The organism is Fusobacterium mortiferum ATCC 9817 (assembly GCF_000158195.2).
GTDB classification, from domain to species: Bacteria; Fusobacteriota; Fusobacteriia; order Fusobacteriales; family Fusobacteriaceae; genus Fusobacterium_A; species Fusobacterium_A mortiferum.
Window position 1 is genome coordinate 120,567 of record NZ_GL987993.1, and the last position, 25,839, is coordinate 146,405.

The following is a 25,839-nucleotide window of genomic DNA, read 5'->3' on the forward strand; positions in this document are numbered from 1 at the left end:
TAAAAAACATTTTTTTTGATTTGTTTGTTGACAAAAAAATATAAAGAAACTATAATTTTAAATATGTAATAGTAAAAGTATAGGAGGGGAATAGTTATGGAGAATTTTTTTTATGAAACAAGAAGTAAATTACATAAAAATCCAGAATTAGCATTAGAGGAGTATGAAACAGCTAGATATATAAGAAATTTTTTAGATAATTTAGAAATAGAGTATGAAGAAATTGGAACAAGTACACTTGCACTATTTAAAGGGAAAGAAGATTTATGGTTAGGATTTAGAGCTGACATTGATGCTCTTCCACTTCAAGAGGAAAATGAGGTGGAATATAAATCTAAAGTAAATGGAAAGATGCATGCTTGTGGACATGATGGCCATACTACAAATCTATTATATTTTGCTAAATGGTTGAAAGAGCAAATGGATAGTGGAGTTGAATTAAAAAAATCAATAATGCTAATATTTCAAGCTGGGGAAGAGGGAAAAGGAGGAGCAAGATTTATAGCTCAATCAGATATTTTTAAAAATAAAAAATTTGAAGGAATCTTTGCTATGCATGTAAATCCAACATTAGAAGAGGGAAAAATAGCCATTGCCCATGGAGCATTAAGTTTTCAAAATATAAATTTAGATATAGAGATAGTAGGAAAGGGTTGTCATGGAGCTCAACCCCATCAAGGAATAGACTCTATATTAGTTGGAGCAAAATTAGTAGAAGCTTATCAATCAATAGTTTCTAGAAATATTGATCCATTAAAAACTGTAATAGTAACAATAGGAAGCTTTAAGGCTGGAGAAGTAAGAAATGTTATTCCTGAAAAAGTTAATATTTTAGGAACAATAAGATTAATTGATACATCTCTAATTGAATTTATAAGGGAGAGAGTTACTAGTATAAATGAGGGATTAGAAAGAGCTTTCGGAGTAAAAATTAATATGAATTTTATGCCTTTTTATCCTCCAGTAATAAATTCAGAAGATTTATATAAAATCGTTGAAAGCTCTATTCCAGAAGATCAAATTGTTAGAGATATAAGATTAACTGGCTCAGAGGACTTTTCTTTCTATTTGCAAAATGGCAATAAAGGATTTATGTTTTTATTGGGAGTAAGAAATGAAGAGAAAGGATTTATAAATCCATTGCATAGCCCAAAATTTGATTTTGATCCAAATACATTGAGATATGGTTTTGAAGTATTTAAAAATATTTTAGAGAAGATGAATGTAATATAGAAGTTTATTAAAGCTCAAGGATAGTTAAGGTTTAGTTATTCTGGAGCTTTTTTATTATTAAGATAGCTTAGAAAACTTGGAAAATCAATAAAAATATGGTATAATATAAAATCAATTGTATTATAATATTTGATTAAGGAGAAAGAAAGATGGAAGAGATAAAAATATCGACTGAATTTATAAAATTAGACCAATTTTTAAAATGGGTTGGAATTTGTGATACAGGTGTAGATGCAAAATTCTTTATTATAGATGGAAATGTAAAAGTAAATGGAGAAATTGAAATTAGAAGAGGTAAAAAATTGTATCCAGGAGATAAGGTTGAAGCTGCTGGAAAAACTTTCATAGTAAAGTAATTTAGTATTTTAAGTAGGGTGGATTAAGATTTGGAAATTTTAGAGATAAATTATATAAATTTTAGAAATTTAATTGATGGAAGTGTAAAATTTTTTCCAAAACTCAATCTATTCTTTGGGAAAAATGGACAGGGGAAGACTAGCTTACTTGAAGCGGTCTATTTTAATGCTACTGGGAAAAGCTTTAGAACTTCTAAAGCAAATGAAATGATGAAATATGGAGTTAAAAGAACAGGAGTCTATATAGTTTATAGAGATAATATAGGAGAGAAGACTCTAACTGTAAAGTTTAATGATAATAAAAAAGAGTATTACTATAATAATAAAAAAGTGCCCTATGATGAATTTTATGGAAAGTTAAATGTTGTTACATATATACCAGAAGATATAGTATTAATAACAGGTTCTCCATCTATAAGGAGAACTTTTTTTGACGGTGAAATAGCACAGACTAATAGTGAATATTTTCAAGATTTAAAAAATTATAACAAGCTATTAAAGATAAGAAATAAATATTTAAAAGAAGAAAGAACAAAGGATACAGAGTATTTGGTATATGAAGATGAATTTATAAAATATGGTGCTAAGGTTATAGAAAAGAGATTGGAGTATGTCCAGAAAATATCTATAATTTTGAATCTAAATTATAGAAAACTTTTTGATAATAAAAAAGAGTTGAGTTTAAGTTATGAGTGCCATTTAGGAAATATAAAAAAATTAAGTCTAAAAGAGATTGAGAAACTTTTAAGAGAGAAAATAAAGAAAAATTTTTCACAAGAGAAAAGATATGGTTTTTCACTATGTGGTCCTCAAAAAGATGATTTTTTATTTATTTTAAATGGACATGAGGCAAAATCTACTGCATCACAAGGAGAGAAGAAATCAATAATCTTCTCTTTAAAATTGTCAGAGATAGATATGGTAATACGTGAGAAAAAAGAAAATCCAGTATTAATAATTGATGATATCTCTTCATATTTCGATTCAAATAGAAAAGAGAGTATACTAAATTATTTAGAAAAGAGAAATATACAAGTTTTAGTAAGTTCAACTGGAGATTTAGGAATAGATTCAAATGATTTTTATGTGGAGGGTGGTGAAATAGTATATGACACAAAAGCTGAATAATATAAGTGAAATGATAGATACAGCTGTAGGAAAAAGTAGAAGATTGAAAGAAGGAATATTAAAGGCTGAGTGGGAGAAAATTGTTGGAAAAATTTGTGAAAAATGTCAACCAGACTATATAAAAGATAAAATTTTATATATTAGGGCTGAAAGTACATTTTTTATTCATCATCTGACACTTGAAAAAGCTAAATATATCAAAACGATAAATAATTATTTTGATGAAGAAGTAGTTAAGGATATAGTTATACGAACTGGAAAACTTGATGAAAATAGAGAAGAGTATTTGGATAAAGAGGAAAAAGAAGAAGAAAAATTAGAGGAACAACATATAAAAAAAGAAGAGGTATTAGAAAATTTAAATAGTTCTGATACATTAAAAAGAAATTTGGGAATAATGGAAAAGATAGAATATCTAAGAAAAATAGCTATGGAGAGAGAGGAGTATTTACTTTCTCATGGATATAGAAAGTGTAAAGTTTGTGGAATGCTCTATGAGGGAGAAGAAGAGTTTTGTAAAGTATGTATAGATAATGGAAAAGCTAAAGAGTATTTAAAAAAAATAGGAAAGAATATACATTCAAAAGAGTTTGAGGAAAGTGAAGAGTAGTGTATATCTTTTTAGAAAATAAAGTTTTGATCCCAAGCAAAAAAATTATACTTATTATTGATTATATACATATTACAAACGAAGAGAATAAAGGCTTTTATGAAAAACAACTGGCAGAAAAAAGATTAGTAGATTTAGCTGAAAAGAATAAAAAAACAGTTATAGTAACTGATGATAGTATATATATAACATCTTATGGAACACAGACATTAATGAGTAGAGGTAATGAATTTTTTAATATAATTGGAGGTAGAAAGTGAGCAATAATTATCAAGCAGAAGATATAACAGTCCTAGAGGGACTTGAAGCAGTTAGAAAAAGACCAGGAATGTATATAGGTACAACTTCTGAAAGAGGGTTACATCATCTGGTTTGGGAGATAGTAGATAACTCAGTTGACGAAGCGCTGGCTGGGTATTGTACTCATATAGAGGTAAGTATACTTCCAGATAATGTTATAGAGGTAGTAGATAATGGAAGAGGAATTCCAGTAGATATCCATCCTAAATATGGAAAATCAGCATTAGAAATAGTTTTGACAGTATTGCATGCTGGAGGAAAGTTTGAAAATGATAACTATAAAGTATCTGGAGGACTTCATGGAGTTGGAGTTTCAGTAGTTAATGCTCTTTCATTATGGACAGAGGTAGAAGTAAGAAAAAATGGGAAAGTTTGGTATCAAAAATACAATAGAGGAATACCAGAAGAAGCAGTAAAAGAGATAGGAATAACAGAAGAACATGGAACAACAGTAAGATTTAAAGCTGACCATGAGATTTTTGAAACTTTAGTTTATGATTATAATACCTTAAAAAATAGATTAAAAGAGTTAGCCTACTTAAATAAAGGGCTAGTAATAACTCTTACAGATTCAAGAAAAGAACCATTTAAAAAAGAGATTTTTGAATTTGAAGGAGGAATAGCTGACTTTTTAAGAGAAATAACTGAAGATACAGAAAAGCTTATAAAAGAACCTATTTATATGACTGGAGAAGTTGATAATATAGGAGTGGAGATAGCTTTTCTATACACAGTAAATCAGTCTGAGATAATATATTCTTTTGTAAATAATATTAATACACATGAGGGTGGAACACATGTTCAAGGTTTTAGAACTGCTTTGACAAGAATTATCAATGATGTAGGAAAAGCACAGGGACTATTAAAAGATAAAGATGGAAAACTTCAAGGAACAGATATCAGAGAGGGAGTAACAGCTATAGTTTCTGTAAAAGTTCCACAACCACAATTTGAAGGGCAAACTAAAACAAAATTGGGAAACTCAGAGGTTACAGGAATAGTATCTACAGTTGTGGGTGGACAATTAAAAATGATATTAGAGGATAACCCTAATGATACAAAGGTTATTATAGAGAAAATATTAAATTCTAAAAAAGCAAGAGAAGCTGCACAAAGAGCAAGAGAACTTGTTCTTAGAAAATCAGCACTTGAAGTAGGTTCTTTACCAGGAAAATTAGCAGATTGTTCATCTAAAAATCCAGAAGAATGTGAAATATATATAGTTGAGGGGGACTCAGCAGGAGGTTCAGCAAAACAGGGTAGAGATAGATATCATCAAGCTATATTACCTCTTAGAGGAAAGATTTTAAATGTTGAAAAAGCAGGACTTCATAAAGCACTTGAAAATAATGAAGTAAGAGCTATGATTACAGCTTTTGGAACAGGTATTGGAGATAATTTTAATATTGAAAAATTGAGATATGGGAAAATAATACTTATGACAGATGCTGACGTAGATGGAGCTCACATAAGAACTCTTTTATTAACGTTCATATACAGATATATGATAGAGTTAATCTACAATGGAAATGTGTTTATTGCACAACCACCATTATATAAAATCTCTTATGGAAAACAGATAAAATATGCTTATTCAGATAGAGAACTAAAAGAGATAACAGAAGCGTTTGAAGGAGAGGATAAAAAATATACTCTTCAAAGATATAAAGGACTAGGAGAAATGAATCCAGAACAGCTTTGGGAAACAACTATGGACCCTCAAAATAGAACACTATTAAAAGTTACAATAGATGATGCAAGAGCAGCAGATATGCTATTTGATAAACTAATGGGAGATAAAGTAGACCCAAGAAGAGAGTTTATAGAAGAAAATGCAGAATATGTAAAGAACTTAGATATTTAATTCTGTGTATTATGAAAATCTTGGATTATATGGTATAATCTATTGAAGGGAAAATTATAGAGTAAGAGGAGTAATAATCAAATGTCGAATATAAATAATAGATATATAGAAGATGAAATGAAAGAATCATACCTTGATTATTCAATGAGTGTTATAGTAAGTAGAGCTCTTCCAGATGTAAGAGATGGAATGAAACCTGTACATAGAAGAATACTATTTGCTATGAATGAACTTGGTATGAGTTTTGATAAGCCCTATAAAAAATCCGCAAGAATCGTAGGAGAAGTTCTAGGTAAATACCATCCACATGGAGATTCAGCTGTGTATAGTACAATGGTAAGAATGGCTCAAGACTTTAACTATAGATATCCTTTGATTTCTGGACATGGAAACTTTGGTTCTATAGATGGAGATTCAGCAGCGGCAATGAGATATACTGAAGCTAGAATGGCAAAGATAAGTAATGAGCTTCTAGAAGATATAGATAAAAATACAATAGATTTTAGAAAAAACTTTGATGACTCATTAGATGAACCAACAGTGTTACCAGCAAAATTACCAAATTTATTACTTAATGGAGCAACAGGAATAGCAGTAGGAATGGCTACAAATATACCACCTCACAATTTAGGAGAGGTAGTAGATGGAACACTTGCTCTTATAGATAATCCAGAGCTTACTCCTCTAGACTTAATGGAGTATATAAAAGGACCAGATTTTCCTACTGGTGGAATAATAGATGGAGATAAAGGTATAAAAGATGCCTATATGACAGGTAGAGGTAAAGTAAGAGTAAGAGGAAAAATTGAGATAGAAGAGTTGAAAAATGGTAAAATAAATATTATAATAAGAGAAATACCATATCAATTAAATAAAGCAACTTTGATAGAGAAAATAGCGGAATTAGTAAAGGATAAAAAGATAGTTGGAATTTCTGATTTAAGAGATGAGTCAGATAGAGATGGAATAAGAGTTGTAATAGAACTTAAAAAAGGTGAAGAACCAGAGCTTATTTTAAATAAACTTTATAAATATACAGATTTACAAAGTACATTTGGAATAATAATGCTTGCCCTTGTAAATAATACTCCAAGAGTATTAAACTTAAAGCAGATAATAGAGGAGTATATTAAACATAGATTTGAAGTAATTACAAGAAGAACTCAATTTAACTTAGATAAAGCTGAAAAAAGAGCTCACATTTTACAAGGATATAGAATAGCTTTAAATAATATAGATAGAATAATAGAATTAGTTAGAGCTGCTACAGATGGAAATCAAGCTAGAGAGCAATTAGTAGAAAAATATGGATTTACTGATATACAAGCTAGAGCTATACTAGATATGAAGCTACAAAGATTGACTGGACTTGAAAGAGATAAAGTAGAAGCAGAGTATCAAGAGATAGAAAAATATATATCAGAATTGAGGGAGATTCTAGCTAATGATTCAAAAATATATGAGATAATGAAAACTGAGCTTCAAGAGTTAAAAGATAAGTATGATGATGATAGAAGAACAGTTATTGAAAAAGAGAGAAAAGAGATAAATCCAGAGGATTTAATAAAAGATGAAGAGGTAATACTTACATTTACAAATAAAGGTTATGTAAAGAGAATGGAGCTAAGTAAATATAAGGCTCAAAAAAGAGGTGGAAGAGGAGTAGCTAGCCAAAATACAGTAGAAGATGACTTTGTAGAGAATATAGAGTCAGCTATGAACCTAGATACACTTATGATATTTACAAACCAAGGAAGAGTATATAATATAAAAGTATATGAGATTCCTGAGACTTCTAAACAGTCTAGAGGTAGATTGATAGGAAATATAATAAATCTTAAGACAGATGAAAAGATTAGAGCTATTATAAAAACTAGAGATTTCTCAAATGAGAACGAGGTTATATTTGTAACTAAAGATGGAACAGTTAAAAAGACTAACCTAAGTGAATTTAAAAATATTAATAGTTCAGGATTGAAAGCTATTAAGTTGAAAGAGAATGATGATATAATATATGTAGGACTTATAGAGGATATAGTAAATGAACAGTTATTGATAGCTACACAGGCAGGATATTCTATAAGATTTAGTTGTGAAGAGTTGAGAGCTACAGGTAGAGACACTATGGGAGTAAAAGGTCTTACATTGAGAGAAGGAGATACAGTTGTATCAGCTCTTCTTATAAAAGATATAGAAAATAGTAGTATTTTAACTATTACAGAAAATGGTTATGGTAAGAGAACAAAAATAGATGAATATCCACTACAATCTAGAATTGGTAAAGGAGTTATTAATTTAAGATGTAGTGCTAAGACAGGTTCAGTTGTATCAGTTTTATCTGTATCTACTGATGAAGAGTTAATGGCTATTACTTCTTCAGGAGTAGTTATTAGAATAGCTGTAGATGATATAGTGCTATACGGTAGAGCAACTCAAGGAGTTATTATTATGAAGGTTCATGGTAAAGATGAGAAAGTTGTTTCTATAACAAGAGTAAAATCAGAAGAAAATGAAGATGAACAGGCAGAGAATATAGCATCTTTTAGCGAGGAAGTAACTTCAGATGAGATAGAAATTTCAGACGAAGAAATAATAGAAGAAACAGTAGAATAGTTATTGTTTCATATACTAAAATGAGGTGATATATATGAGAAGAGCATTAGTTTTATTTGGAAATGAAATAGAAAGAGGAAGCTTAGCTGAAAGTGCAGCTTTCTTAGAGAAGGAACTAGGATTTAAAATATACCCTCTTTATGTAAAGGATATAGCTAGAGAGAAACTTATGTCAGCAACAGATGGACTTATGTTAGCTGGAAGAGCACCATTTATATCTCATGGTTGGGAAGAGATAGAGCAAGCAGAAATACAAGGGATAAAAGAAGTATTGAAAGAAAAAAATATAGATGCTGAATTGTGTGTTGATATAGGAGATGTAGCAGAAGTAGTAACTGAGCATATGAAAAGATGCGATTTATTAGTTATGGGAAAAAATGATATATTGACTGAAAAAGAGATAAATATATTAAAAGGAAATTATAAATCAATGTTGTTAATTGGTGAAAGACCATTGAGTTCAATGGAAAATATAGTTATTGGTAATGATAATGGAGTTAAAGTCAATAGAAGTTGCAATCATTTTATAAGTCTTTTCCCAGAAATTAAGAGATTTTCATCTTTTGTAATTAATAAAGAGATAGAAGATAATATGTTAGTAGATTATTTAGTAGGGCATGAAAAAGAGGTTATTCATGAAGAACTAACAACAAATAACTATGAAGATGTATTAAAGAGAGTAGATGAAGCGGATCTATTTATTATGGGAAATTTAAGTAAAAGCTATTTCTTTGAAAAAATTATAGGAAAAAATGGTATAAAATTATTAGAAAAAGGAAAGGCACCTATATTTATAGGATAAAATTAGGTAGTAAAGATGAAAGTTTTGGTAATTTCAGATTCACATCAAAGATTAGACACACTTATAAGAATATATGAAAAAGAGAAACCAGATGTTGTTATCTGTGCTGGAGACCATAGCAAAGATGGAGAGGAGCTTTCCTTTGTATGTCCAAATTCTAAGTATTATATAGTACGTGGAAATTGTGATATATTTGATAGAAAATATGATGATGAGATGGTATTTGAGCTGGAGGGATTAAAAATCCTTCTGGCTCATGGTCATGAATACAGAGTAAAATATAATTATATCTCAATAGAGGAGAGAGGAAAATTATTAGGATGTGATATTGTTATATTTGGTCATACTCATATTCAATATCTGTTTTCAAAAAATGGAATTACACTATTTAATCCAGGAGCTGTATATGGGAGAGAATATGGTATATTGGAAATAGATGGAGGCAAATTCCAGTTTTATCATAAAAGTATATAAAAATTTTAAAATATAAAAGCCTTTTAAACTAGGGAGGAAAAATGAAAGAAAAGGTAGCACAGCTAAAAGAAACTGCTGGATTAAATATTGAAAAAGCAGAATCTTTACAAGAATTAGAAGAGATTAGAGTAAAATTACTTGGAAAAAAAGGGGAATTGACAGAGATTTCAAAAGGAATGAAAAATCTTACTCCTGAAGAAAGACCAGTTGTAGGTCAATTAGTTAATGAACTTAGAGAGTTTATCAATTCAGCACTAGAAAATAAAAATAGTGAATTAAAAGAAAAAGAAAAAAATAAAAGATTAGCTGAAGAGGTAATAGACATAACTCTTCCAGGAAAGAGAAATGTATTAGGAACTACTCATCCTATTACAGAGACAATGAATTTTATGAAAGAGATTTTTATAGAAATGGGATTTGATGTAGCTGATGGACCAGAGGTAGAGTTAGTAAAGTATAACTTTGATGCTTTAAATATACCAGATACTCATCCATCAAGAGATATTACAGATACATTCTATATAAATGATGATGTTGTTTTAAGAACTCAAACATCACCAGTACAAGTAAGATATATGTTAGAGCATAAACCACCATTTAGAATGATATGCCCAGGTAAAGTATATAGACCAGACTATGATATATCTCATACACCTATGTTCCATCAAATGGAAGGACTTATGATAGGAGAGAATATATCATTTGCAAACTTTAAAGCAATATTAACAGAGTCATTAAAGAAAATGTTTGGAGATACAGAAGTTAGATTTAGACCACACTTCTTCCCATTTACAGAGCCATCTGCAGAGGTAGATATTCAATGTGCTGTATGTAAAGGAAAAGGTTGTAGAATGTGTAAAGATAGTGGTTGGGTAGAAATAATGGGTTGTGGAATGGTAGACCCAGAGGTTCTAAAGGCTGTTGGATATGACCCAGATGAAGTAAGTGGATTTGCTTTTGGAATGGGAATAGAAAGAGTAGCTATGTTAAGACGTGGAATAAATGACTTAAGAGCTTTCTTTGAAAATGATGTAAGATTTTTAAAACAATTTAAGTAATTCTGGAGGAGAATAATGTTAATTTCTTTAGACTGGCTAAAACAGTATGTAGATATAAAAGAGGATATAAAAGAGTTAGATAATGCCTTAACTATGATAGGTCAAGAAGTTGAAGCCATAGATATTCAAGGAAAAGGACTTGATAATGTAGTAATAGGGCATATAGTTGAGTATGGAAAACACCCTAACTCTGATAAGTTAACACTTGTAAAAGTAAATATAGGAGAGGAAGAGCCATTACAAATAGTATGTGGAGCTCCAAATCATAAATTAGGGGATAAAGTAGTAGTAGCTAAAATAGGAGCTGTACTTCCTGGAGATTTTAAAATTAAAAAGAGTAAAATAAGAGATGTAGAATCATTTGGAATGCTTTGTTCTCAAGTTGAGCTTGGAATAGGAGAGGATGGAGATGGAATAATAATCCTTCCAGAAGATGCTCCAATAGGTGTGGAATATAGAAAATATGCAGGTTTAGATGATGTAATATTTGAACTTGAAATCACTCCAAATAGACCTGATTGTCTTTCACATATAGGAATAGCAAGGGAGATAGCAGCTTATTATGGAAGAAAAGTAAAATACCCATCAGTTACTTATACTGAGGCTATTGATCCTACTACAAAAGTGGCAAAAGTAAATATAGATGATAAAGATAGATGTAAAAGATATATGGGAAGAGTAATAAGAAATGTTACTGTAGGAGAGTCTCCAGAGTGGTTAAAGAAGAGAATAAGAGCTATGGGATTAAAACCTATAAATAATGTAGTAGATATAACAAACTTTGTTATGTTTGAATATAATCAACCTATGCATGCTTTTGACTTAGATAAAGTAGCTAATGGAAGTATAGTTGTAAGAGAAGCTAAAATGGGAGAAAAAATTACTACTCTTGATGGAGTTGAAAGAGAGTTAACTAATGGAGAGTTAGTAATAGCAGATGATGAAAAAGCTATTGCAATAGCAGGAATAATTGGAGGAATAGGAACAGAAATAACTTCTGAAACAAAAAATATATTCTTGGAAGTAGCATATTTTACACCAGAAAATATTAGAAAAACAGGAAGAAGATTAGGAATTTCAACAGATTCTTCATATAGAAATGAAAGAGGAATAGACATAGAGGGAATTCCAGATGCAAGTGAAAGAGCTATGGCATTGATAGCTGAAATTGCTAATGGAGAGATATTAGATGGTGCAATAGATAAATATATTGAAAAACCACAAAAATATGAGATTCCATTGAGCTTAGAAAAATTAAATAAATTTATAGGAAAAGAACTTTCTCCAGATGTAGTAGGAAAGATTTTAAGTAATTTAGGATTAGGAATAAGAACACTATCGCAAGATACATTAGTTGTAATTCCACCTACATATAGAGGGGATTTAACAAGAACTGCTGATATCTATGAAGAGATAATAAGAATGTATGGTTTTGAAAATATAGAGCCAGTAATGCCAATAGAAAATATTCAAGCTGGTAAAAAAGCTGAGAATATAGATTTAATAGATAATACAAAAGAAATTTTAAGAGAGATTGGACTTCAAGAAGTTATCAACTACTCATTTATTCCTAAAAATGTAGTGGATATTTTAAATATAAAAGAGAGAGTAATAGAGATAAAAAATCCTTTAAGTGAAGATATGGCAATATTAAGACCAACACTTATGTGGAGTGTACTTTCAAACATAAGAGATAACATAAATAGAAACCAATTTGATTTAAGATTCTGTGAAGTATCGAGAGTATTTTCGCCAGCAGAAGAGTTAGCAAATGAAGATTTAAGAGTTTGTATAGGACTTGCTGGAAGACCAGAGAGAACACTATGGAATCCAAAACCAGAGGCTTATGATTTCTATACAATTAAAGGATATGTAGAAAAGCTTATGGAGTATATGGGAATAGCTAGATATAAATTAGAAAGAAGTACTAACTCTAATTTCCATCCTGGAAGAAGTGCAGAATTGAGAATAGGTAATGATGTAATTGGAATATTTGGAGAGATTCATCCAGATGTTCAAGAGAAGATGGAAATAAAGAGAGAGAGAGTATATATTGCAGAGATAGATTTAACTAAATGTGTAAAATATATGAAAAATTCTAATAAATATGAGAAAATAGTAAAATATCCAGAGGTTACTAGAGATTTAGCTATTGTTCTTTCTAAAGATGTACTTGTAGGTAATATGATAGAAAGCTTGAAAAAAGTGTCTCCTATAATAGAAAAGATAGATATATTTGATGTATATGAAGGAGATAAAATAGAAGCTAATAAGAAGTCTGTTGCTATAAGTATAGTTTTAAGAAATAAAGAAAAAACTTTAGATGAAAAAGAGATAAATAGTGCAATTGAGAAGATACTTGCAACTATCTCTAAAGATTATAATGGAGAGATAAGACAGTAGTGAAATTAGAGAGTAGTAAAAACTTAGGAGAGTTTTAGCTACTCTCTTTTAAGATAAAATGGAGGGGGAATATAAATGGATACATTAAAAGAATTATTTAAAATTGGAAATGGACCATCAAGCTCGCATACTATGGGACCAGAGAGGGCAGCAAAAAAATTTAAAGCTAAAAATCCAAATGCGGCAAGATTTGAAGTAGAACTATATGGTTCATTAGCTTTAACAGGAAAAGGACATTTGACAGATTGGATAATAATTGAAACTATGAAACCTATTCCAACAGATATATTATGGAAACCTGAGGTAGTTCATAGATATCATACTAATGGAATGTTATTTAAAGCTTTTGATAAAGATAATAATCAAATAGATGAGTGGTTGGTATTCTCTGTTGGTGGAGGAACAATAATGGAGCACTATCAAGAAAGAAAAGGGGCTCAAGCTATATATCAACTAAACTCTATGGATGAGATAAAAAAATGGTGTGAAGATAATCAAAAAGAGTTATGGGAATATGTTGTAGAGTGTGAAGGAAAAGAGATATTTGAATTTTTAAAAGAGATTTGGGAAGCTATGAAAGAGGCAGTAGAAAGAGGAATTAATACTACTGGAGTACTACCTGGAACACTTAAATATCCAAGAAAAGCTTCAAATTTCTATAGAAAGGCTAGAAATAATCATAGTAGAGGTGGATTTTTAGGAAGAATATTTGCTTATACTTTAGCTGTATCAGAGGAAAATGGAGGTGGAGGAAAGGTTGTAACTGCTCCAACATGTGGAGCTTGTGGAGTTGTACCTGGACTTTTATATGCTCTTAGAGAAGAGTATGACTTACAAGAGGATGAAATTTTAAAAAGCTTAGCAATAGCAGGACTTATAGGAAATCTTATAAAAGAGAACGCTACTATTTCTGGAGCAGAGGGTGGATGTCAAGCAGAGGTAGGTTCAGCTTGCTCAATGGCAGCAGCTATGGCATGTTTCTTACTTGGAGGTTCATTAGCTCAGATAGAGTATGCAGCAGAGATGGCATTAGAGCACCACTTAGGACTTACTTGTGACCCAGTAGGAGGTTATGTACAAGTACCTTGTATAGAAAGAAATGCAGCAGCTGCAGCAAGAGCTTTAGATGCAGCAGCATATAGTTTATATACAGATGGAAAACATAAAGTAACTTTTGACCAAGTTGTAAAAACTATGGGAGAAACAGGAAAGGATTTAAAAGAGGAATATAAAGAAACCTCATTAGGAGGACTTGCAAAATTTACATTTAATGCAGAGTGTTAAAAGGAGAAGTAAAGAATGAAGTTGATAGTAGGGCTGGGAAATCCAGGAAATAAATATGAAAAAACAAGACATAATATAGGATTTGAAGTGATAAACCATCTTCAGAAAGAGCTTAGTATAACAAACGAAAAGGAAAAATTTCAAGGGCTTATTAGTGAGAAAAATATTGATGGAGAAAAAGTTCTTTTTCTAAAACCACAAACTTTTATGAATCTTAGTGGAAATTCAATAATAGAAGTAATAAATTTCTATAAATTAAATCCTAAAACTGATTTAGTTGTAATTTATGATGATATGGATCTTCCAGTTGGAAAATTAAGAGTAAAAGAGAAGGGAAGTTCTGGTGGACATAATGGAATAAAATCTATTATTTCTCACTTAGGAGATGAATTTTTACGTATAAAATGTGGAATAGGGAAACCAAAAGATAATACTATTGACTTTGTATTGGGACAGTTTAGTAAAAGTGAACAAGAAGAGGTTACAATGATGATAGAAAATGCAAGTAAATGCGCAATTGATATTATTCAAGATATTGAAATAGGAAAAATAATGCAGAAATATAACAAAAAGTAATTAAAAAAATTTCTAAAAAATATTGAGAATTAGTGATAAATGTGGTAAACTTAGTTTAGTAACAGTTAACTTTAAAAAGAAAGGAGATTTATTATGAAATTTTTTGGTTTCAGAGGAGGAGTTCATCCGCCTGAAAATAAAGTTCAAACAGAAAATATGGCTGTTGAAGAATTAAAAGCACCAAAAATGTTGTATGTAGCACTATTACAACATATAGGAGCACCATTAGATCCACTTGTAGCAATTGGTGATAAGGTTTTAAAAGGACAAAAAATAGCTGATTCTCAAGCTTTTATGTCATCACCTATTCATTCCCCAGTAAGTGGAACAATCAAAAAGATAGAAGAGCATGTTTTTCCTTTAATGGGAAGAATAAAAACTATCATGATTGAAAATGATGAGCAAGATACTTGGGCAGAATTACCAAAAATAGAAAACTGGGAAACTGCTGATAAAAAAGATTTACTTGCTATGATAAGAGAGAAGGGTATAGTAGGAATAGGAGGAGCAAGTTTTCCTACTCATATCAAATTAAATCCTCCAGCAGATGCAAAAATTGATACATTATTATTAAATGGAGCAGAGTGTGAGCCTTATCTTAATTCAGATAACAGACTTATGTTAGAACATCCAGAAAAAATAATAAATGGTATAAAAATTATTAAGAAAATATTAGGAGTAAATACTGCTATAGTAGGAATAGAAGAAAATAAACCTGAAGCTATTGCTTCTATGAAAAAGGCAGCAGAAGGTACTGGTATTGAGATAGCACCGTTAAAAACAAAATATCCTCAAGGAGGAGAGAAACAACTTATAAAAGCTGTTTTAGACAGACAAGTTCCATCTGGAAAACTTCCATCAGCTGTAGGAGTTGTAGTACAAAATACAGGGACAGCAGCAGCTATCTATGATGGTATTGTAAATGGAATTCCACTAATTGAGAAAGTAGTTACAGTTTCTGGAAAAGCAATAGCTAATCCTAAAAATGTAAAAGTAGCAATAGGAACACCATTTTCATATATTTTAGACTATTGTGGAGTAAATAGAGAAGTTGTAGATAAACTAGTAATGGGAGGACCAATGATGGGAATGGCTCAATTCTCTGAAGAAGCTCCTGTTATTAAAGGAACATCTGGATTATTAGCTCTTACGAAAGAAGAAACTAACCCATATAAAACAAGACCTTGTATAGGTTGTGGAAAATGTGTAGAAGCATGTCCTATGGGATTAGAGCCACTTATGTTTGCAAGACTTGCATCATTTGAGCAATGGGAACAACTAGGACAATATAATTTAATGGATTGTATTGAGTGTGGTTCTTGTGCATATATTTGTCCTGCTAACAGACCATTAACAGAGGCTATAAAAATAGGAAAATCAAAATTAAGAGCAATGAAAAAGTAAATTAAAAGATAACAGAAATTGTTATTGAGTTATCAGGAGGGCAAAGTGACTAATATTTTGAAAATGGGGCCATCACCTCATATAAGAACATCAGAAACAGTTGAAAAAGTAATGTATGATGTAATTATATCACTAATACCAGCATTCTTATTTGCTGTTTATGTATTTGGTATAAGAGCATTTATAGTAACAGCAGTATCAATACTTACTTGTATGGTTACTGAGTATTTATGTCAAAAAGTAATGGGGCAAGAGCCATCTATATTTGATGGAAGTGCTATCATCACAGGGATATTATTTTCATTTGTAATTCCAGTTATTATGCCATTACAATATGTAATTGTAGGTTGTGTAGTATCTATTGGACTTGGAAAAATGGTATTTGGAGGACTTGGACACAATGTATTTAACCCTGCATTAGTAGGAAGAGCATTTGTACAAGCTTCTTGGCCAGTAGCTATCACTACATTTGCTTATGATGGAAAAGCTGGAGCAACAGTACTTGATGCTATGAAGAGAGGAATCTCATTAGACTCAGCTCTACTAGAAGGTGGAAACCAATATGTTCAAGCTTTCATAGGAAGAATGGGAGGATGTCTAGGAGAAACTTCAGCACTTGCATTATTGATAGGTGGAATTTACCTAATCTATAAAAAACAAATAGATTGGAAAGTACCAGCAATAATAATTGGTACAGTATTTGTATTAACTTGGGCAATGGGTGGAGACCCATTAATGCATATCCTTTCAGGAGGACTTTTCTTAGGAGCTTTCTATATGGCTACTGATATGGTTACAAGTCCACATACTCCAAAAGGAAAGATTATATATGCATTACTTTTAGGACTTCTAATATCAATGATTAGAATGAAAGGTGGATATCCAGAAGGAGTTGCATACTCTATCTTAATTATGAACGGAGTTGTACCTCTAATCAATAGATATACTAAACCTAAAAAATTTGGTGAGGTGAAAGCTAATGAAAAATAGATTTGTACACTATGGACTAGTTCTATTAGTAATAGCTGCAGTCTCAGCTGGAGTATTAGGATTAGTAAATGATTTTACAAAAACAGTTATTGCACAAAATAATGAAAAAGCTCAAAATGAAGCAAAAAGACAAGTTTTAACAGCAGCAAATGAATTTAAAGCAGATGAAGCTGTTACAGCTGAAGGATTAGAATTTGTACCTGGATATGATGCTAATGGAAATAAAGTAGGATATGTTACAACTGTTGCTCAGCCAGGATATGCTGGAGATATAACATTTATCTTAGGAGTAACTTTAGATGGTAAAATTGCAGGAGTAAGAGTTACAAACCAAGCTGAAACTCCGGGATTAGGAGCTAAAGTTGCTGGAATTGAGTGGCAAGACCACTGGATTGGAAAAGATTCATCTTACGAGTTTAATAAATCTGTGGACGCTTTTGCAGGAGCTACTATATCTCCAACTGCTGTTTACACAGGACTTATCAGAGCTTTAAAAGCTTATGAAACTGGGGTGAGTAAATAATGAAAACTAATTATGGGAAAATAATAATATCAGGAATTTTTAAAGAAAACCCTATATTTGTATTATTCTTAGGATTATGTCCTACACTTGGAGTTACAAGTTCAGCTATGAACGGATTATCAATGGGACTTGCTGTTATTGCAGTTCTTGCTTGTTCTAACTTATTGATATCTGCATTTAAAAGTGTAATACCATCACAAGTAAGAATACCAGCATATATTATGATAATTGCATCACTAGTTACTATAGTTCAAATGGTAATGGAGGCATATACTCCAGACTTATATAAAGTACTAGGACTATTTATTCCTCTTATCGTTGTTAACTGTATTGTACTTGGAAGAGCTGAAAGTTTTGCATCTAAAAATGGTGTATTTGCATCTTTCTTAGATGGTATTGGTTCAGGACTTGGATTTACTCTTTCATTAACAGTATTAGGAATGATTAGAGAAGTTTTAGGAAACGGAACTGTATTTGGTATAAGAGTAACACCTGAATCTTATTCACCAGCTCTTATATTTATCTTAGCTCCAGGGGCATTTATTACTATTGCCTTTATAAAAGCTTTCCTTAACTATCTTGAAATGAAAAAGAGTAAGGAGGGATAATCGTGAGTTTTGGTAGTTTATTCAGTATAATTATTGGTTCAATATTTATAAATAACGTTATTTTTGCTAAGTTCTTAGGATGTTGTCCATTTATGGGAGTATCTAAAAAAGTTGATGCTTCTTTAGGAATGGGAATGGCTGTAACATTCGTTATAACTATTGCTTCTGCAGTTACTTGGCTTGTTTATCATTTTTTATTAGCTCCATTTGGATTGGGATATCTTCAAACTATTGCTTTTATTCTGATAATTGCAGCATTAGTTCAATTTGTTGAAATGGCTATTGCTAAGACATCACCATCACTATATAAAGCACTAGGAGTTTTCCTACCTCTTATCACTACAAACTGTGCAGTGCTAGGAGTTGCCATCATCAATATTCAAGAGGGATATAACTTTATTGAAACTGTTGTAAATGGTTTTGCAGTTGCAGTGGGATTCTCACTAGCATTAGTTTTACTTGCTGGAATCAGAGAAAGAATAGAGTATTCAGCAATTCCAGCTCCATTCAAAGGAATTCCTATTGCCTTTATCTGTGCAGGATTACTTGCTATGGCATTTATGGGATTCAGTGGTATGCAAATATAAAAATTATTGGAGGTTAATATGGAGGCAGTATTAATACCAGCCATTGTGTTGGGGTTAACAGGACTTGCTATGGGACTATTCCTTGCATTTGCTTCTATTAAATTCGAAGTGCAAGTAGACCCAAAAATAGAAGCAATCAGTGGAATTCTTCCAGGGGCAAACTGTGGAGGATGTGGATTTCCAGGATGTTCTGGATATGCAGCTGCAATAGTAGAACAAGGAGCACCAATGTCATTATGTGCACCTGGTGGAGCAGCTGTAGCAGCTAAAATTGGAGAGATTATGGGAGCATCAGTAGATGTTTCTTCTGAAAAAGTTGTAGCTAGAGTACTATGTCAAGGTGATAATACTAGAACTACTAAGATATATAAATTTGATGGAGAGTTACAAACTTGTGCTGCTATGATGCTTTATGCTGGTGGAGATAAATCTTGTGTATATTCATGTTTAGGACATGGAGATTGTGAGAAAGTTTGTCCAGTAGGGGCTATCAAAGTAAATGAGAAAGGTATAGCTGAAGTTGATGAAGATAAATGTATCTCTTGTGGACTTTGTCAAAAAGCTTGTCCAAAGAAAGTAATAGCTATGTTACCACAAAGTAAAAAAGTAACTGTTACTTGCTCTTCTAAAGAAAAAGGAGCAGCAGCTAAAAAAGCTTGTACTACAGCTTGTATAGGATGTGGAATTTGTGCTAAGAACTGTCCAGTAGGAGCTATTACAGTTGAAAATAACTTAGCTAAGATAGATCCAGCTAAATGTATCTCTTGTGGAATCTGTGCTACTAAATGTCCTACAAAAGCTATTGTTAGTGATGTAGAACCTAAGAAAGCTGAGATTATAGAGGAGAATTGTAAGGGATGTACAGCTTGTGCTAGAAAGTGTCCTGTAGGAGCTATTGAAGGAGCTGTAAAAGAAAAACACCATGTAATCACTGAAAAATGTGTAGGATGTGGAATCTGTTTTGATACTTGTAAATTCAAAGCTATAAAAATGAATGTTATAAAGTAAATTAATATGTAAAAGAAAGGGCAGGAAAGTATCCTACCCTTTTTTATTTATCTGTATTATCTTTAAAAAATAGAAAGTAAATGTTATAATAAAATAAAAAGAATGGAGATAAAAATGGGATTACCAACTAATATAAATACATTACTTTCTGGAAATGTTGTAGAGTGGGCTAGAATAGAGTTTAAGGAAAGTTGGAAGCCAGAAGTTTCTTTAAAAACAATTTGTGCTTTTGCTAATGATATTGACAATTGGGGTGGAGGATATTTAATATTAGGAGTAGAAGAAGAAAATGGACGTCCAAAATTTCCAATAAAGGGCATACCAATTGATAAAGTAGATGATATATTAAAAGATCTATTGAATAAATGTAAAATGATACAACCAGAGTATTTGCCAGTTGTAGAAGTAGTAGATTTTCAAGAAAGAAAACTAATAGTAATTTGGGCTCCAGGAGGAGATTTAAGACCATATAAATCTCCTAAAAGCTTTACTTATAGTAATGGAAAAGCGACTGCAAGTACAAAGAAAATACCATATATAAGAAGAATGGCTAGTACAATTATGCCATCTTTAAGTGAAGAGAATCTACTATATTCTCTAGCAAATAAAATACCTTTTGATGATAGAGTAAATCAACAATCAGAATTAGAGGATTTAAATGTAACTTTAATAAAAAGCTATTTAACAAAGGTAAAAAGTTCTTTAATAAATAGCATAGAAAATGAAGAGTTCTATAGTATTTGTCAAAATATGGGAATAGTAAATACTCTCCCAGAATATAGAAAACCTAAAAATATAGGATTACTATTTTTTAATATGGAACCAGATAAATTTTTTCCATATACACAAATAGAAGTTGTAGAATTTCCAGATGGAGTTGGTGGAGATAAAATAATTGAGAAAATTTTTAAAGGACCTTTAGATCAACAGTTACAAGATGCCTTGAGATATATACAAAATAATATAATTAAGGAAGAAATCATTAAATTTCCAGATAGGGCTGAAAGTGATAGATATTACAATTATCCTTTTGCAGCAATAGAAGAAGCCTTAGCAAATGCTGTTTATCATAAAGGATATGATGTAAGAGAACCAATTGAAGTGAGAGTAGAACCAGATAAGATAGAGATATTAAGTTTTCCTGGACCAGATCGTTCTATAACAATAGAGGGATTAAGAAACTATCGGGTAGTAAATAGAAGATATAGAAACCGTAGAATAGGAGAGTTTTTAAAGGAATTACATTTAACTGAGGGAAGAAATACTGGATTTGGAAAAATATTAAGAGCATTGGAAAAAAATGGATCACCAAAACCAGAATTTGAAACTGATGAGAATAGAAATTATTTTATAACAAGACTATATATTAAAGATAACTTTTTAAATAAAAAAAATTCTCAAAATGTCGTTCAAAATGTCGTTCAAAATGTCGTTCAAAATATTAAAATAGATGTAAAAACCAAAAAAAGAAGAGAAAGGTTATTAAAAATTTTAGAAATTATATCTGAAAACTCTGAAATAACAATTGAAGAATTAGCTATAAAACTAAATATAACTAAAAGAACAATAGATAGAGATATACAATATTTAAAAGAATTAAAGCTTTTAGAAAGAAAAGAAGATTCTCTTCTTTTAATTAATAATTTAAAAGTAGATGGATAAGAAAGGGCAGGAAAGCATCCTACCCTTTTTTTACTATTTATTTAAGAAATCTATGGCAAATTGAGCATATAATCCCATACCATATACTAAGCCATCTTCATCCATATTAAATTTTTCATGGTGATGTGGATAGTTAGCTGCTTTTTCAGGATTGTTTATTCCTACAAAGGCTAATACTCCAGGAACTTCATCTAAGAAGTAACAGAAATCTTCTCCACCAGTAATCTTTTCAAATTTTGCTACTCCCTCTCTACCTAGTAATTTTTCTACAGCTCCTTCAGCTACTTTAGAACAAGTTGTATCGTTGATTACAGGGGTAGTTCCATAAGTATAGAATACCTCTCCTTCCGCTCTATAAGCTTCACAAGTAGATTTTACAATTCTTCTTATTGCGTTTTCTATATTTTTACAAGTTTCTTTACTAAATGTTCTAACAGTTCCTTCTAATGTAGCTTGATTGGAGATGACATTGAATCTAGTTCCAGATTGGAAAGAACCAATAGTAACAACTGCAGATTCTAGAGGACTAATCTCTCTACTAACTATAGATTGTAAATTCATAACAACTGCAGAACCAGCTACTACTGAGTCTATAGCTTGATGAGGTAGAGAGCCATGTCCTCCCTTTCCTTTTATCTCTATTTTTAAAAGGTCAGCTGATGCCATTCTAGGTCCCTCTTCTATAGAGATTTTACCTACTGGAATATCAGCCCAAAGGTGTATAGCAAAGCATCCATCTGCTACTCCTTTTAAAGGTTCCTCTTTTAACATAAGTTTAGCACCTTGTGCAACCTCTTCCCCAGGTTGGAAATAAAGTTTAACAGTTCCTTTGATATCTCCTTCAATTTCTTTTAAAATTTTAGCAGCACCTAATAGCATAGAAGCATGTCCATCATGTCCACAAGCATGCATCATACCAGGATGTTTAGAGGCATAGTCTACACCAGTACATTCAGTAACTTGTAATGCATCAATATCAGCTCTAAGAGCTACTACTTTTCCAGGTTGTTTTCCACCTATTTCAGCAACAACACCAGTTTTAGCTACTACTTTGTATTTTATCCCCATTTTATCTAATTCTTCTTGGATTCTTTTAGAAGTTTCATATTCCTCTAGGCTAGGTTCTGGAATTTGATGAAATTCCCTTCTTAGATTGATAACATAATCTCTATTTTTTTCTGCTAATTCTTTAATATTCATATTTCTCCCCCTTAGTTCTATAACATTTTAGCAAATACTCCAGCAATAACAACTGAAATAATAGTAACAGAAGCAAATCCTCCAATTAACATCTTTGGCAACATTGACTCTATTAAAAACTCCACCTCTTCATCTGTTTTTCCAATGGCTTTAGCAGCGTCATTAGTTAGTGTATAGTTAACTGGGAAACCATATAGTGCATTTAAAGATATGGCTATTGACATAGGAATAGACTCTTTAAATATTTTTGCTGCTATGATAGAAAGAACTACTAAACCTATAACTCCAAAAGCGATAATTCCTATAAATGGAACAATTAACTCTTTTATCATTTCAGGAGTAGCTTGTGCAAGACCACCAAAGATAAAAGCCATTAGACCAGTCATAAAGAAACCAAAAGTTCCTGATAGATTAAGTGGTTTTCTCTCAATAAATCCAAGTTCAGCAGCTATAGCTCCAACAACTAAACAGATAACAAATTCAGATACTGCCTTGTTAGTAAGGTTAGCTATAAAAAGACTAATTTGAGATAAAATTCCTAGTTGTAGTAAAAATACATAAGTACTTTGAAATTTTTTAGGAATAGGTGGTATAAGTTTTTTCTCTACAGTTGTATTTTCATCTTTTTTTATAAGTTGAAGCTCCCCTTTTCTAAATTTTTCAACTAATCTTTTTCCTTCCATATTTAAAGTAATAGCAGTAAGTGGATATCCAGCAAATCCTTGCATAACATACATACCTACAGCTAGTACAGCTAATGTTTCTAATCCTTTTGCTTTTGCAGCTTCAGACATAATTATAGATGCAACAACTCCTCCAGTAAGTGGCGGAGTAGCAACTACTAGCATATCCCAAGAAAAGAAAAGTTGTCCTAGTAAAAGAGTACCAATACAGATGCCACAGATTCCAAATATAGATATAACTAGTGTTTTCCATTGTGCAATTAACTCTCTAACACTGAGCATAGTACCCATATGAGTTATCAAAAAATACATAGATAGATAAATTATATTTGTGGAAAATCCTGCCTTAGCAATGATATCTGCTGGAAATATTGTCCAATATCCCACTAAAAAAAGTACTGCAGTTATAAAAACTGATGGAATGATAGCTTTTGTTTTTGTAGAAATTATCTCTCCTATAACTAGAGCTGCAAGTACTAAAATAAAAGAAACTAATAAACTCATAATCTTTCCTCCCTTTTAAACTATATTTTTTATTTGTATTATTTTTTTAGTAATTTATTATTAAAAAAACAGCATATTTGATTGTATAATTATAGCACTTATAGTAAAAAAGTCAATAAGAAATTAGATAGTATCAGAATTCTTTTTCAAAAAAATATTCAAATTTTTTTCAACTATTTTTTTATATTATTTGCAATAGCTAAAGCTTCTTCATCTTTTTTCTTCTAAGTCTTACATTTTTAGAAATTTCTAATTGAATATCTTTTGGTGTTTTAAAATTAAAAAAATCAAATTCCATATATAATATATTAGCTAAAAATAAAGAAGTTTCTATTGAGTAATAATAAGTGAGATTAGTGCTATGCCTAATCTAGGTAATAGATATTATTCATATATTTGATACTAAATGTAAATAGTATGTTACTGAGAAATCTATAATGTAAAAAAGAGAGATATTAGTTATCTCTCTCTTTGGTTGAATTATATTTTAAAAATATTAGAATTTGTAAGTTAGTCTACCAGTAGTTATACCTTCTCCAGTGGAATCAACAGTATAAGCAAGAGTAGTTTCTACTTTATCAGCAAAATCTAAAGTCAGATGGAAACCAGCATTTGCTATTCCAGCACTATGTTTTTCAACAGGTCTAGCATACTCTTTTTCAACATCTAAAATAGTAAATTTATCTCTCCAATCATCAACATTCATAAGTTCTTTATTATATCCAACATTTGCTCCTATTTTAGCAGCAAATTTTTCATTAAATCTTATGTCATGTTCAGCACTGGCTTTAAGGTATATCTCATTAGAAAAATTTGTAGAACTATCAACATAAGCATCATTAAATCCATTTCCATTTTTTTCTTTTATATCGTCATGTCCAAAGTAAGTAGTTCTTAGACCAGTAGCTAGATTAAGATTAGTATTTTCTTGAACTTTTATATCTCTATATATCTCATTTTTTAAAGATATACTATATGAATCAAAACTTGCTGATTTACCTAATCCTTCAGCTTCATTTCTATCTAATTTATTGTTACTATAGATACCATTTATTCCTAGATTATACCCAAAATCATTTTCAAATTTATGATTTAAAGAGTAACCAATAACAAAGGAATTGATATCATTTTTACTTCCGTTTAGATAACTTAGTTTAGTATATTGATATCCAGCAAAAATATTATCATTATTTGTAATAACATTATCTTGAGAAAGAACTAAGGTAGTATCTTCAGTATTGTACTCTATAGTTCTATATACATCTTTACTATTTTCTTTAGAATTTTTATGAAAAGCCCCAATTTTATAATTACCATTTAAGATAACAGCTTCTACTCCAGAGTTATCTTGACTAGCATATTCTCCAGTTAAGTACGATCTACTAGCAAACAGTTTATCTTGTACATCAAGTAGGTCAGTACCTCTATTAAGAATTTGAGCGTTGATATTAGCATATTCTTTAGCAGAGATATCAAATCTTCTGAAAAGCATTTCTCCTTCTCCTGCTTTTCCTTCATGGAAAATATAAAGATTATCTAGGTCCTGAGACATAGAAGTATAACCATCTATTTTCGTATCAAAAATTTGAAGATGTTTTCCGGTATTAGTAGTAAGAAATACTCTTGTTCTTCTTTCAGGTTTATCTTTAGTATAAGCAACTAAATATACTTTATCATTTAAGGATAAACTACTACTTTCACAAGCTGCAACATCATCAGGAATAAAATTTTCTTCAACTCTTTCCCAAGTTTTTCCATTATCAGAAGTAGCATAAACAACTCTTTTTTTAGATTCCCTGCTAGTTTCAGGTTTAGCAGCTAAATATATTTTTCCATTATGGTGAAATATATTACTTTCACTACTTATATCAGGTTTTCCAAATGCTCCCACAGGATAATTTTCAGGTCTTAAAATTGCTGAATTCCAAGTTTTTCCATTGTCAGTGCTATATATAAAGCCAGAAGTAGC

At 30.8% G+C, this 25,839-nt stretch carries 23 protein-coding genes; 20 read left to right on the plus strand and 3 right to left on the minus strand.

Annotated elements, in window-relative coordinates; genetic code table 11:
* The first annotated feature begins 96 nt into the window (after nt 1–96).
* From FMAG_RS08870 to FMAG_RS08965, 20 genes are all read left to right on the plus strand, one after another.
* Complete coding sequence (locus FMAG_RS08870) at nt 97–1,233, plus strand: M20 metallopeptidase family protein (protein WP_005886024.1); 1,137 nt, start codon at nt 97–99, stop codon at nt 1,231–1,233.
* A gap of 149 nt (nt 1,234–1,382) precedes the next feature.
* Nucleotides 1,383–1,589 carry a S4 domain-containing protein YaaA gene (gene yaaA / locus FMAG_RS08875; RefSeq protein WP_005886026.1) on the plus strand — a complete coding sequence of 69 codons (207 nt, stop codon included), beginning with the start codon at nt 1,383–1,385 and terminating at the stop codon, nt 1,587–1,589.
* Between the two features lie 30 nt (nt 1,590–1,619).
* Entirely contained in the window at nt 1,620–2,717 is a 1,098-nt protein-coding gene (gene recF / locus FMAG_RS08880; RefSeq protein ID WP_005886028.1) for a DNA replication/repair protein RecF, read from the plus strand.
* Complete coding sequence (locus FMAG_RS08885; protein ID WP_005886030.1) at nt 2,698–3,327, plus strand: DUF721 domain-containing protein; 630 nt, start codon at nt 2,698–2,700, stop codon at nt 3,325–3,327. The genes recF and FMAG_RS08885 overlap by 20 nt, the downstream gene beginning before the upstream one ends.
* On the plus strand, nt 3,327–3,587 hold the full coding sequence (gene remB / locus FMAG_RS08890; RefSeq protein WP_005886032.1) for an extracellular matrix regulator RemB: 261 nt from the start codon (nt 3,327–3,329) through the stop codon (nt 3,585–3,587). The genes FMAG_RS08885 and remB overlap by 1 nt, the downstream gene beginning before the upstream one ends.
* A complete protein-coding gene (gyrB, locus tag FMAG_RS08895; RefSeq protein ID WP_005886034.1) occupies nt 3,584–5,491 on the plus strand; it encodes a DNA topoisomerase (ATP-hydrolyzing) subunit B in 1,908 nt (635 codons plus the stop codon). Before remB ends, gyrB begins: the two co-directional genes overlap by 4 nt.
* Nucleotides 5,492–5,572: 81 nt before the next feature.
* Nucleotides 5,573–8,104 (plus strand): DNA gyrase subunit A, encoded by a 2,532-nt coding sequence (gene gyrA / locus FMAG_RS08900; RefSeq protein WP_005886036.1) that lies wholly within the window; start codon nt 5,573–5,575, stop codon nt 8,102–8,104.
* A gap of 34 nt (nt 8,105–8,138) precedes the next feature.
* Nucleotides 8,139–8,906, plus strand: coding sequence for an adenine nucleotide alpha hydrolase family protein (locus tag FMAG_RS08905; RefSeq protein ID WP_005886039.1), 768 nt, complete (start codon nt 8,139–8,141; stop codon nt 8,904–8,906).
* A 15-nt stretch (nt 8,907–8,921) separates the two neighbouring features.
* On the plus strand, nt 8,922–9,380 hold the full coding sequence (locus FMAG_RS08910; protein ID WP_005886041.1) for a YfcE family phosphodiesterase: 459 nt from the start codon (nt 8,922–8,924) through the stop codon (nt 9,378–9,380).
* A 41-nt stretch (nt 9,381–9,421) separates the two neighbouring features.
* On the plus strand, nt 9,422–10,438 hold the full coding sequence (gene pheS, locus FMAG_RS08915; RefSeq protein ID WP_005886043.1) for a phenylalanine--tRNA ligase subunit alpha: 1,017 nt from the start codon (nt 9,422–9,424) through the stop codon (nt 10,436–10,438).
* A 15-nt stretch (nt 10,439–10,453) separates the two neighbouring features.
* Nucleotides 10,454–12,841, plus strand: a complete 2,388-nt coding sequence (gene pheT, locus FMAG_RS08920) for a phenylalanine--tRNA ligase subunit beta (protein WP_005886045.1) — start codon at nt 10,454–10,456, stop codon at nt 12,839–12,841.
* Between the two features lie 75 nt (nt 12,842–12,916).
* Nucleotides 12,917–14,125 carry an L-serine ammonia-lyase gene (locus tag FMAG_RS08925; RefSeq protein WP_005886047.1) on the plus strand — a complete coding sequence of 403 codons (1,209 nt, stop codon included), beginning with the start codon at nt 12,917–12,919 and terminating at the stop codon, nt 14,123–14,125.
* A gap of 15 nt (nt 14,126–14,140) precedes the next feature.
* Nucleotides 14,141–14,701 (plus strand): aminoacyl-tRNA hydrolase, encoded by a 561-nt coding sequence (gene pth / locus FMAG_RS08930; RefSeq protein ID WP_005886050.1) that lies wholly within the window; start codon nt 14,141–14,143, stop codon nt 14,699–14,701.
* Between the two features lie 93 nt (nt 14,702–14,794).
* A complete protein-coding gene (rsxC, locus tag FMAG_RS08935; RefSeq protein WP_005886052.1) occupies nt 14,795–16,105 on the plus strand; it encodes an electron transport complex subunit RsxC in 1,311 nt (436 codons plus the stop codon).
* A 45-nt stretch (nt 16,106–16,150) separates the two neighbouring features.
* On the plus strand, nt 16,151–17,095 hold the full coding sequence (locus tag FMAG_RS08940) for an RnfABCDGE type electron transport complex subunit D (protein WP_005886054.1): 945 nt from the start codon (nt 16,151–16,153) through the stop codon (nt 17,093–17,095).
* Nucleotides 17,085–17,618 carry an RnfABCDGE type electron transport complex subunit G gene (locus tag FMAG_RS08945; protein WP_005886056.1) on the plus strand — a complete coding sequence of 178 codons (534 nt, stop codon included), beginning with the start codon at nt 17,085–17,087 and terminating at the stop codon, nt 17,616–17,618. The genes FMAG_RS08940 and FMAG_RS08945 overlap by 11 nt, the downstream gene beginning before the upstream one ends.
* Nucleotides 17,618–18,226 carry an electron transport complex subunit RsxE gene (rsxE, locus tag FMAG_RS08950; RefSeq protein WP_005886059.1) on the plus strand — a complete coding sequence of 203 codons (609 nt, stop codon included), beginning with the start codon at nt 17,618–17,620 and terminating at the stop codon, nt 18,224–18,226. Before FMAG_RS08945 ends, rsxE begins: the two co-directional genes overlap by 1 nt.
* 2 nt (nt 18,227–18,228) lie before the next feature.
* A complete protein-coding gene (gene rsxA / locus FMAG_RS08955; protein ID WP_005886061.1) occupies nt 18,229–18,813 on the plus strand; it encodes an electron transport complex subunit RsxA in 585 nt (194 codons plus the stop codon).
* A gap of 18 nt (nt 18,814–18,831) precedes the next feature.
* Entirely contained in the window at nt 18,832–19,821 is a 990-nt protein-coding gene (locus tag FMAG_RS08960; RefSeq protein WP_005886063.1) for an RnfABCDGE type electron transport complex subunit B, read from the plus strand.
* A gap of 114 nt (nt 19,822–19,935) precedes the next feature.
* Nucleotides 19,936–21,483 (plus strand): RNA-binding domain-containing protein, encoded by a 1,548-nt coding sequence (locus FMAG_RS08965; protein ID WP_005886065.1) that lies wholly within the window; start codon nt 19,936–19,938, stop codon nt 21,481–21,483.
* Between the two features lie 33 nt (nt 21,484–21,516).
* Here the strand turns inward: FMAG_RS08965 and FMAG_RS08970 are convergent, their stop codons facing one another.
* The 3 genes from FMAG_RS08970 to FMAG_RS08980 all read right to left on the minus strand — a co-directional run bounded on the left by FMAG_RS08970 (nt 21,517) and on the right by FMAG_RS08980 (nt 25,761).
* Nucleotides 21,517–22,683, minus strand: coding sequence for a M20 family metallopeptidase (locus FMAG_RS08970; RefSeq protein WP_005886067.1), 1,167 nt, complete (start codon nt 22,681–22,683; stop codon nt 21,517–21,519).
* A 17-nt stretch (nt 22,684–22,700) separates the two neighbouring features.
* A complete protein-coding gene (locus FMAG_RS08975) occupies nt 22,701–23,870 on the minus strand; it encodes a hypothetical protein (protein WP_005886070.1) in 1,170 nt (389 codons plus the stop codon).
* A 496-nt stretch (nt 23,871–24,366) separates the two neighbouring features.
* Nucleotides 24,367–25,761 carry an autotransporter domain-containing protein gene (locus tag FMAG_RS08980; RefSeq protein ID WP_050795446.1) on the minus strand — a complete coding sequence of 465 codons (1,395 nt, stop codon included), beginning with the start codon at nt 25,759–25,761 and terminating at the stop codon, nt 24,367–24,369.
* Nucleotides 25,762–25,839: the final 78 nt, after the last annotated feature.

What these genes read in the sequence shown, in the direction of transcription:
- FMAG_RS08885 (WP_005886030.1), top strand. Translation starts at nt 2,698, where the DNA reads ATGACACAAAAGCTGAATAATATAAGTGAAATGATAGATACAGCTGTA.
- pth (WP_005886050.1), top strand. Translation starts at nt 14,141, where the DNA reads ATGAAGTTGATAGTAGGGCTGGGAAATCCAGGAAATAAATATGAAAAA.
- FMAG_RS08960 (WP_005886063.1), top strand. Translation starts at nt 18,832, where the DNA reads ATGGAGGCAGTATTAATACCAGCCATTGTGTTGGGGTTAACAGGACTT.
- FMAG_RS08975 (WP_005886070.1), bottom strand. Translation starts at nt 23,870, where the DNA reads ATGAGTTTATTAGTTTCTTTTATTTTAGTACTTGCAGCTCTAGTTATA.
- pheS (WP_005886043.1), top strand. Translation starts at nt 9,422, where the DNA reads ATGAAAGAAAAGGTAGCACAGCTAAAAGAAACTGCTGGATTAAATATT.
- rsxE (WP_005886059.1), top strand. Translation starts at nt 17,618, where the DNA reads ATGAAAACTAATTATGGGAAAATAATAATATCAGGAATTTTTAAAGAA.
- yaaA (WP_005886026.1), top strand. Translation starts at nt 1,383, where the DNA reads ATGGAAGAGATAAAAATATCGACTGAATTTATAAAATTAGACCAATTT.
- FMAG_RS08945 (WP_005886056.1), top strand. Translation starts at nt 17,085, where the DNA reads ATGAAAAATAGATTTGTACACTATGGACTAGTTCTATTAGTAATAGCT.
- FMAG_RS08910 (WP_005886041.1), top strand. Translation starts at nt 8,922, where the DNA reads ATGAAAGTTTTGGTAATTTCAGATTCACATCAAAGATTAGACACACTT.
- FMAG_RS08905 (WP_005886039.1), top strand. Translation starts at nt 8,139, where the DNA reads ATGAGAAGAGCATTAGTTTTATTTGGAAATGAAATAGAAAGAGGAAGC.
- FMAG_RS08925 (WP_005886047.1), top strand. Translation starts at nt 12,917, where the DNA reads ATGGATACATTAAAAGAATTATTTAAAATTGGAAATGGACCATCAAGC.
- FMAG_RS08970 (WP_005886067.1), bottom strand. Translation starts at nt 22,683, where the DNA reads ATGAATATTAAAGAATTAGCAGAAAAAAATAGAGATTATGTTATCAAT.
- FMAG_RS08965 (WP_005886065.1), top strand. Translation starts at nt 19,936, where the DNA reads ATGGGATTACCAACTAATATAAATACATTACTTTCTGGAAATGTTGTA.
- pheT (WP_005886045.1), top strand. Translation starts at nt 10,454, where the DNA reads ATGTTAATTTCTTTAGACTGGCTAAAACAGTATGTAGATATAAAAGAG.
- rsxC (WP_005886052.1), top strand. Translation starts at nt 14,795, where the DNA reads ATGAAATTTTTTGGTTTCAGAGGAGGAGTTCATCCGCCTGAAAATAAA.
- gyrA (WP_005886036.1), top strand. Translation starts at nt 5,573, where the DNA reads ATGTCGAATATAAATAATAGATATATAGAAGATGAAATGAAAGAATCA.
- FMAG_RS08870 (WP_005886024.1), top strand. Translation starts at nt 97, where the DNA reads ATGGAGAATTTTTTTTATGAAACAAGAAGTAAATTACATAAAAATCCA.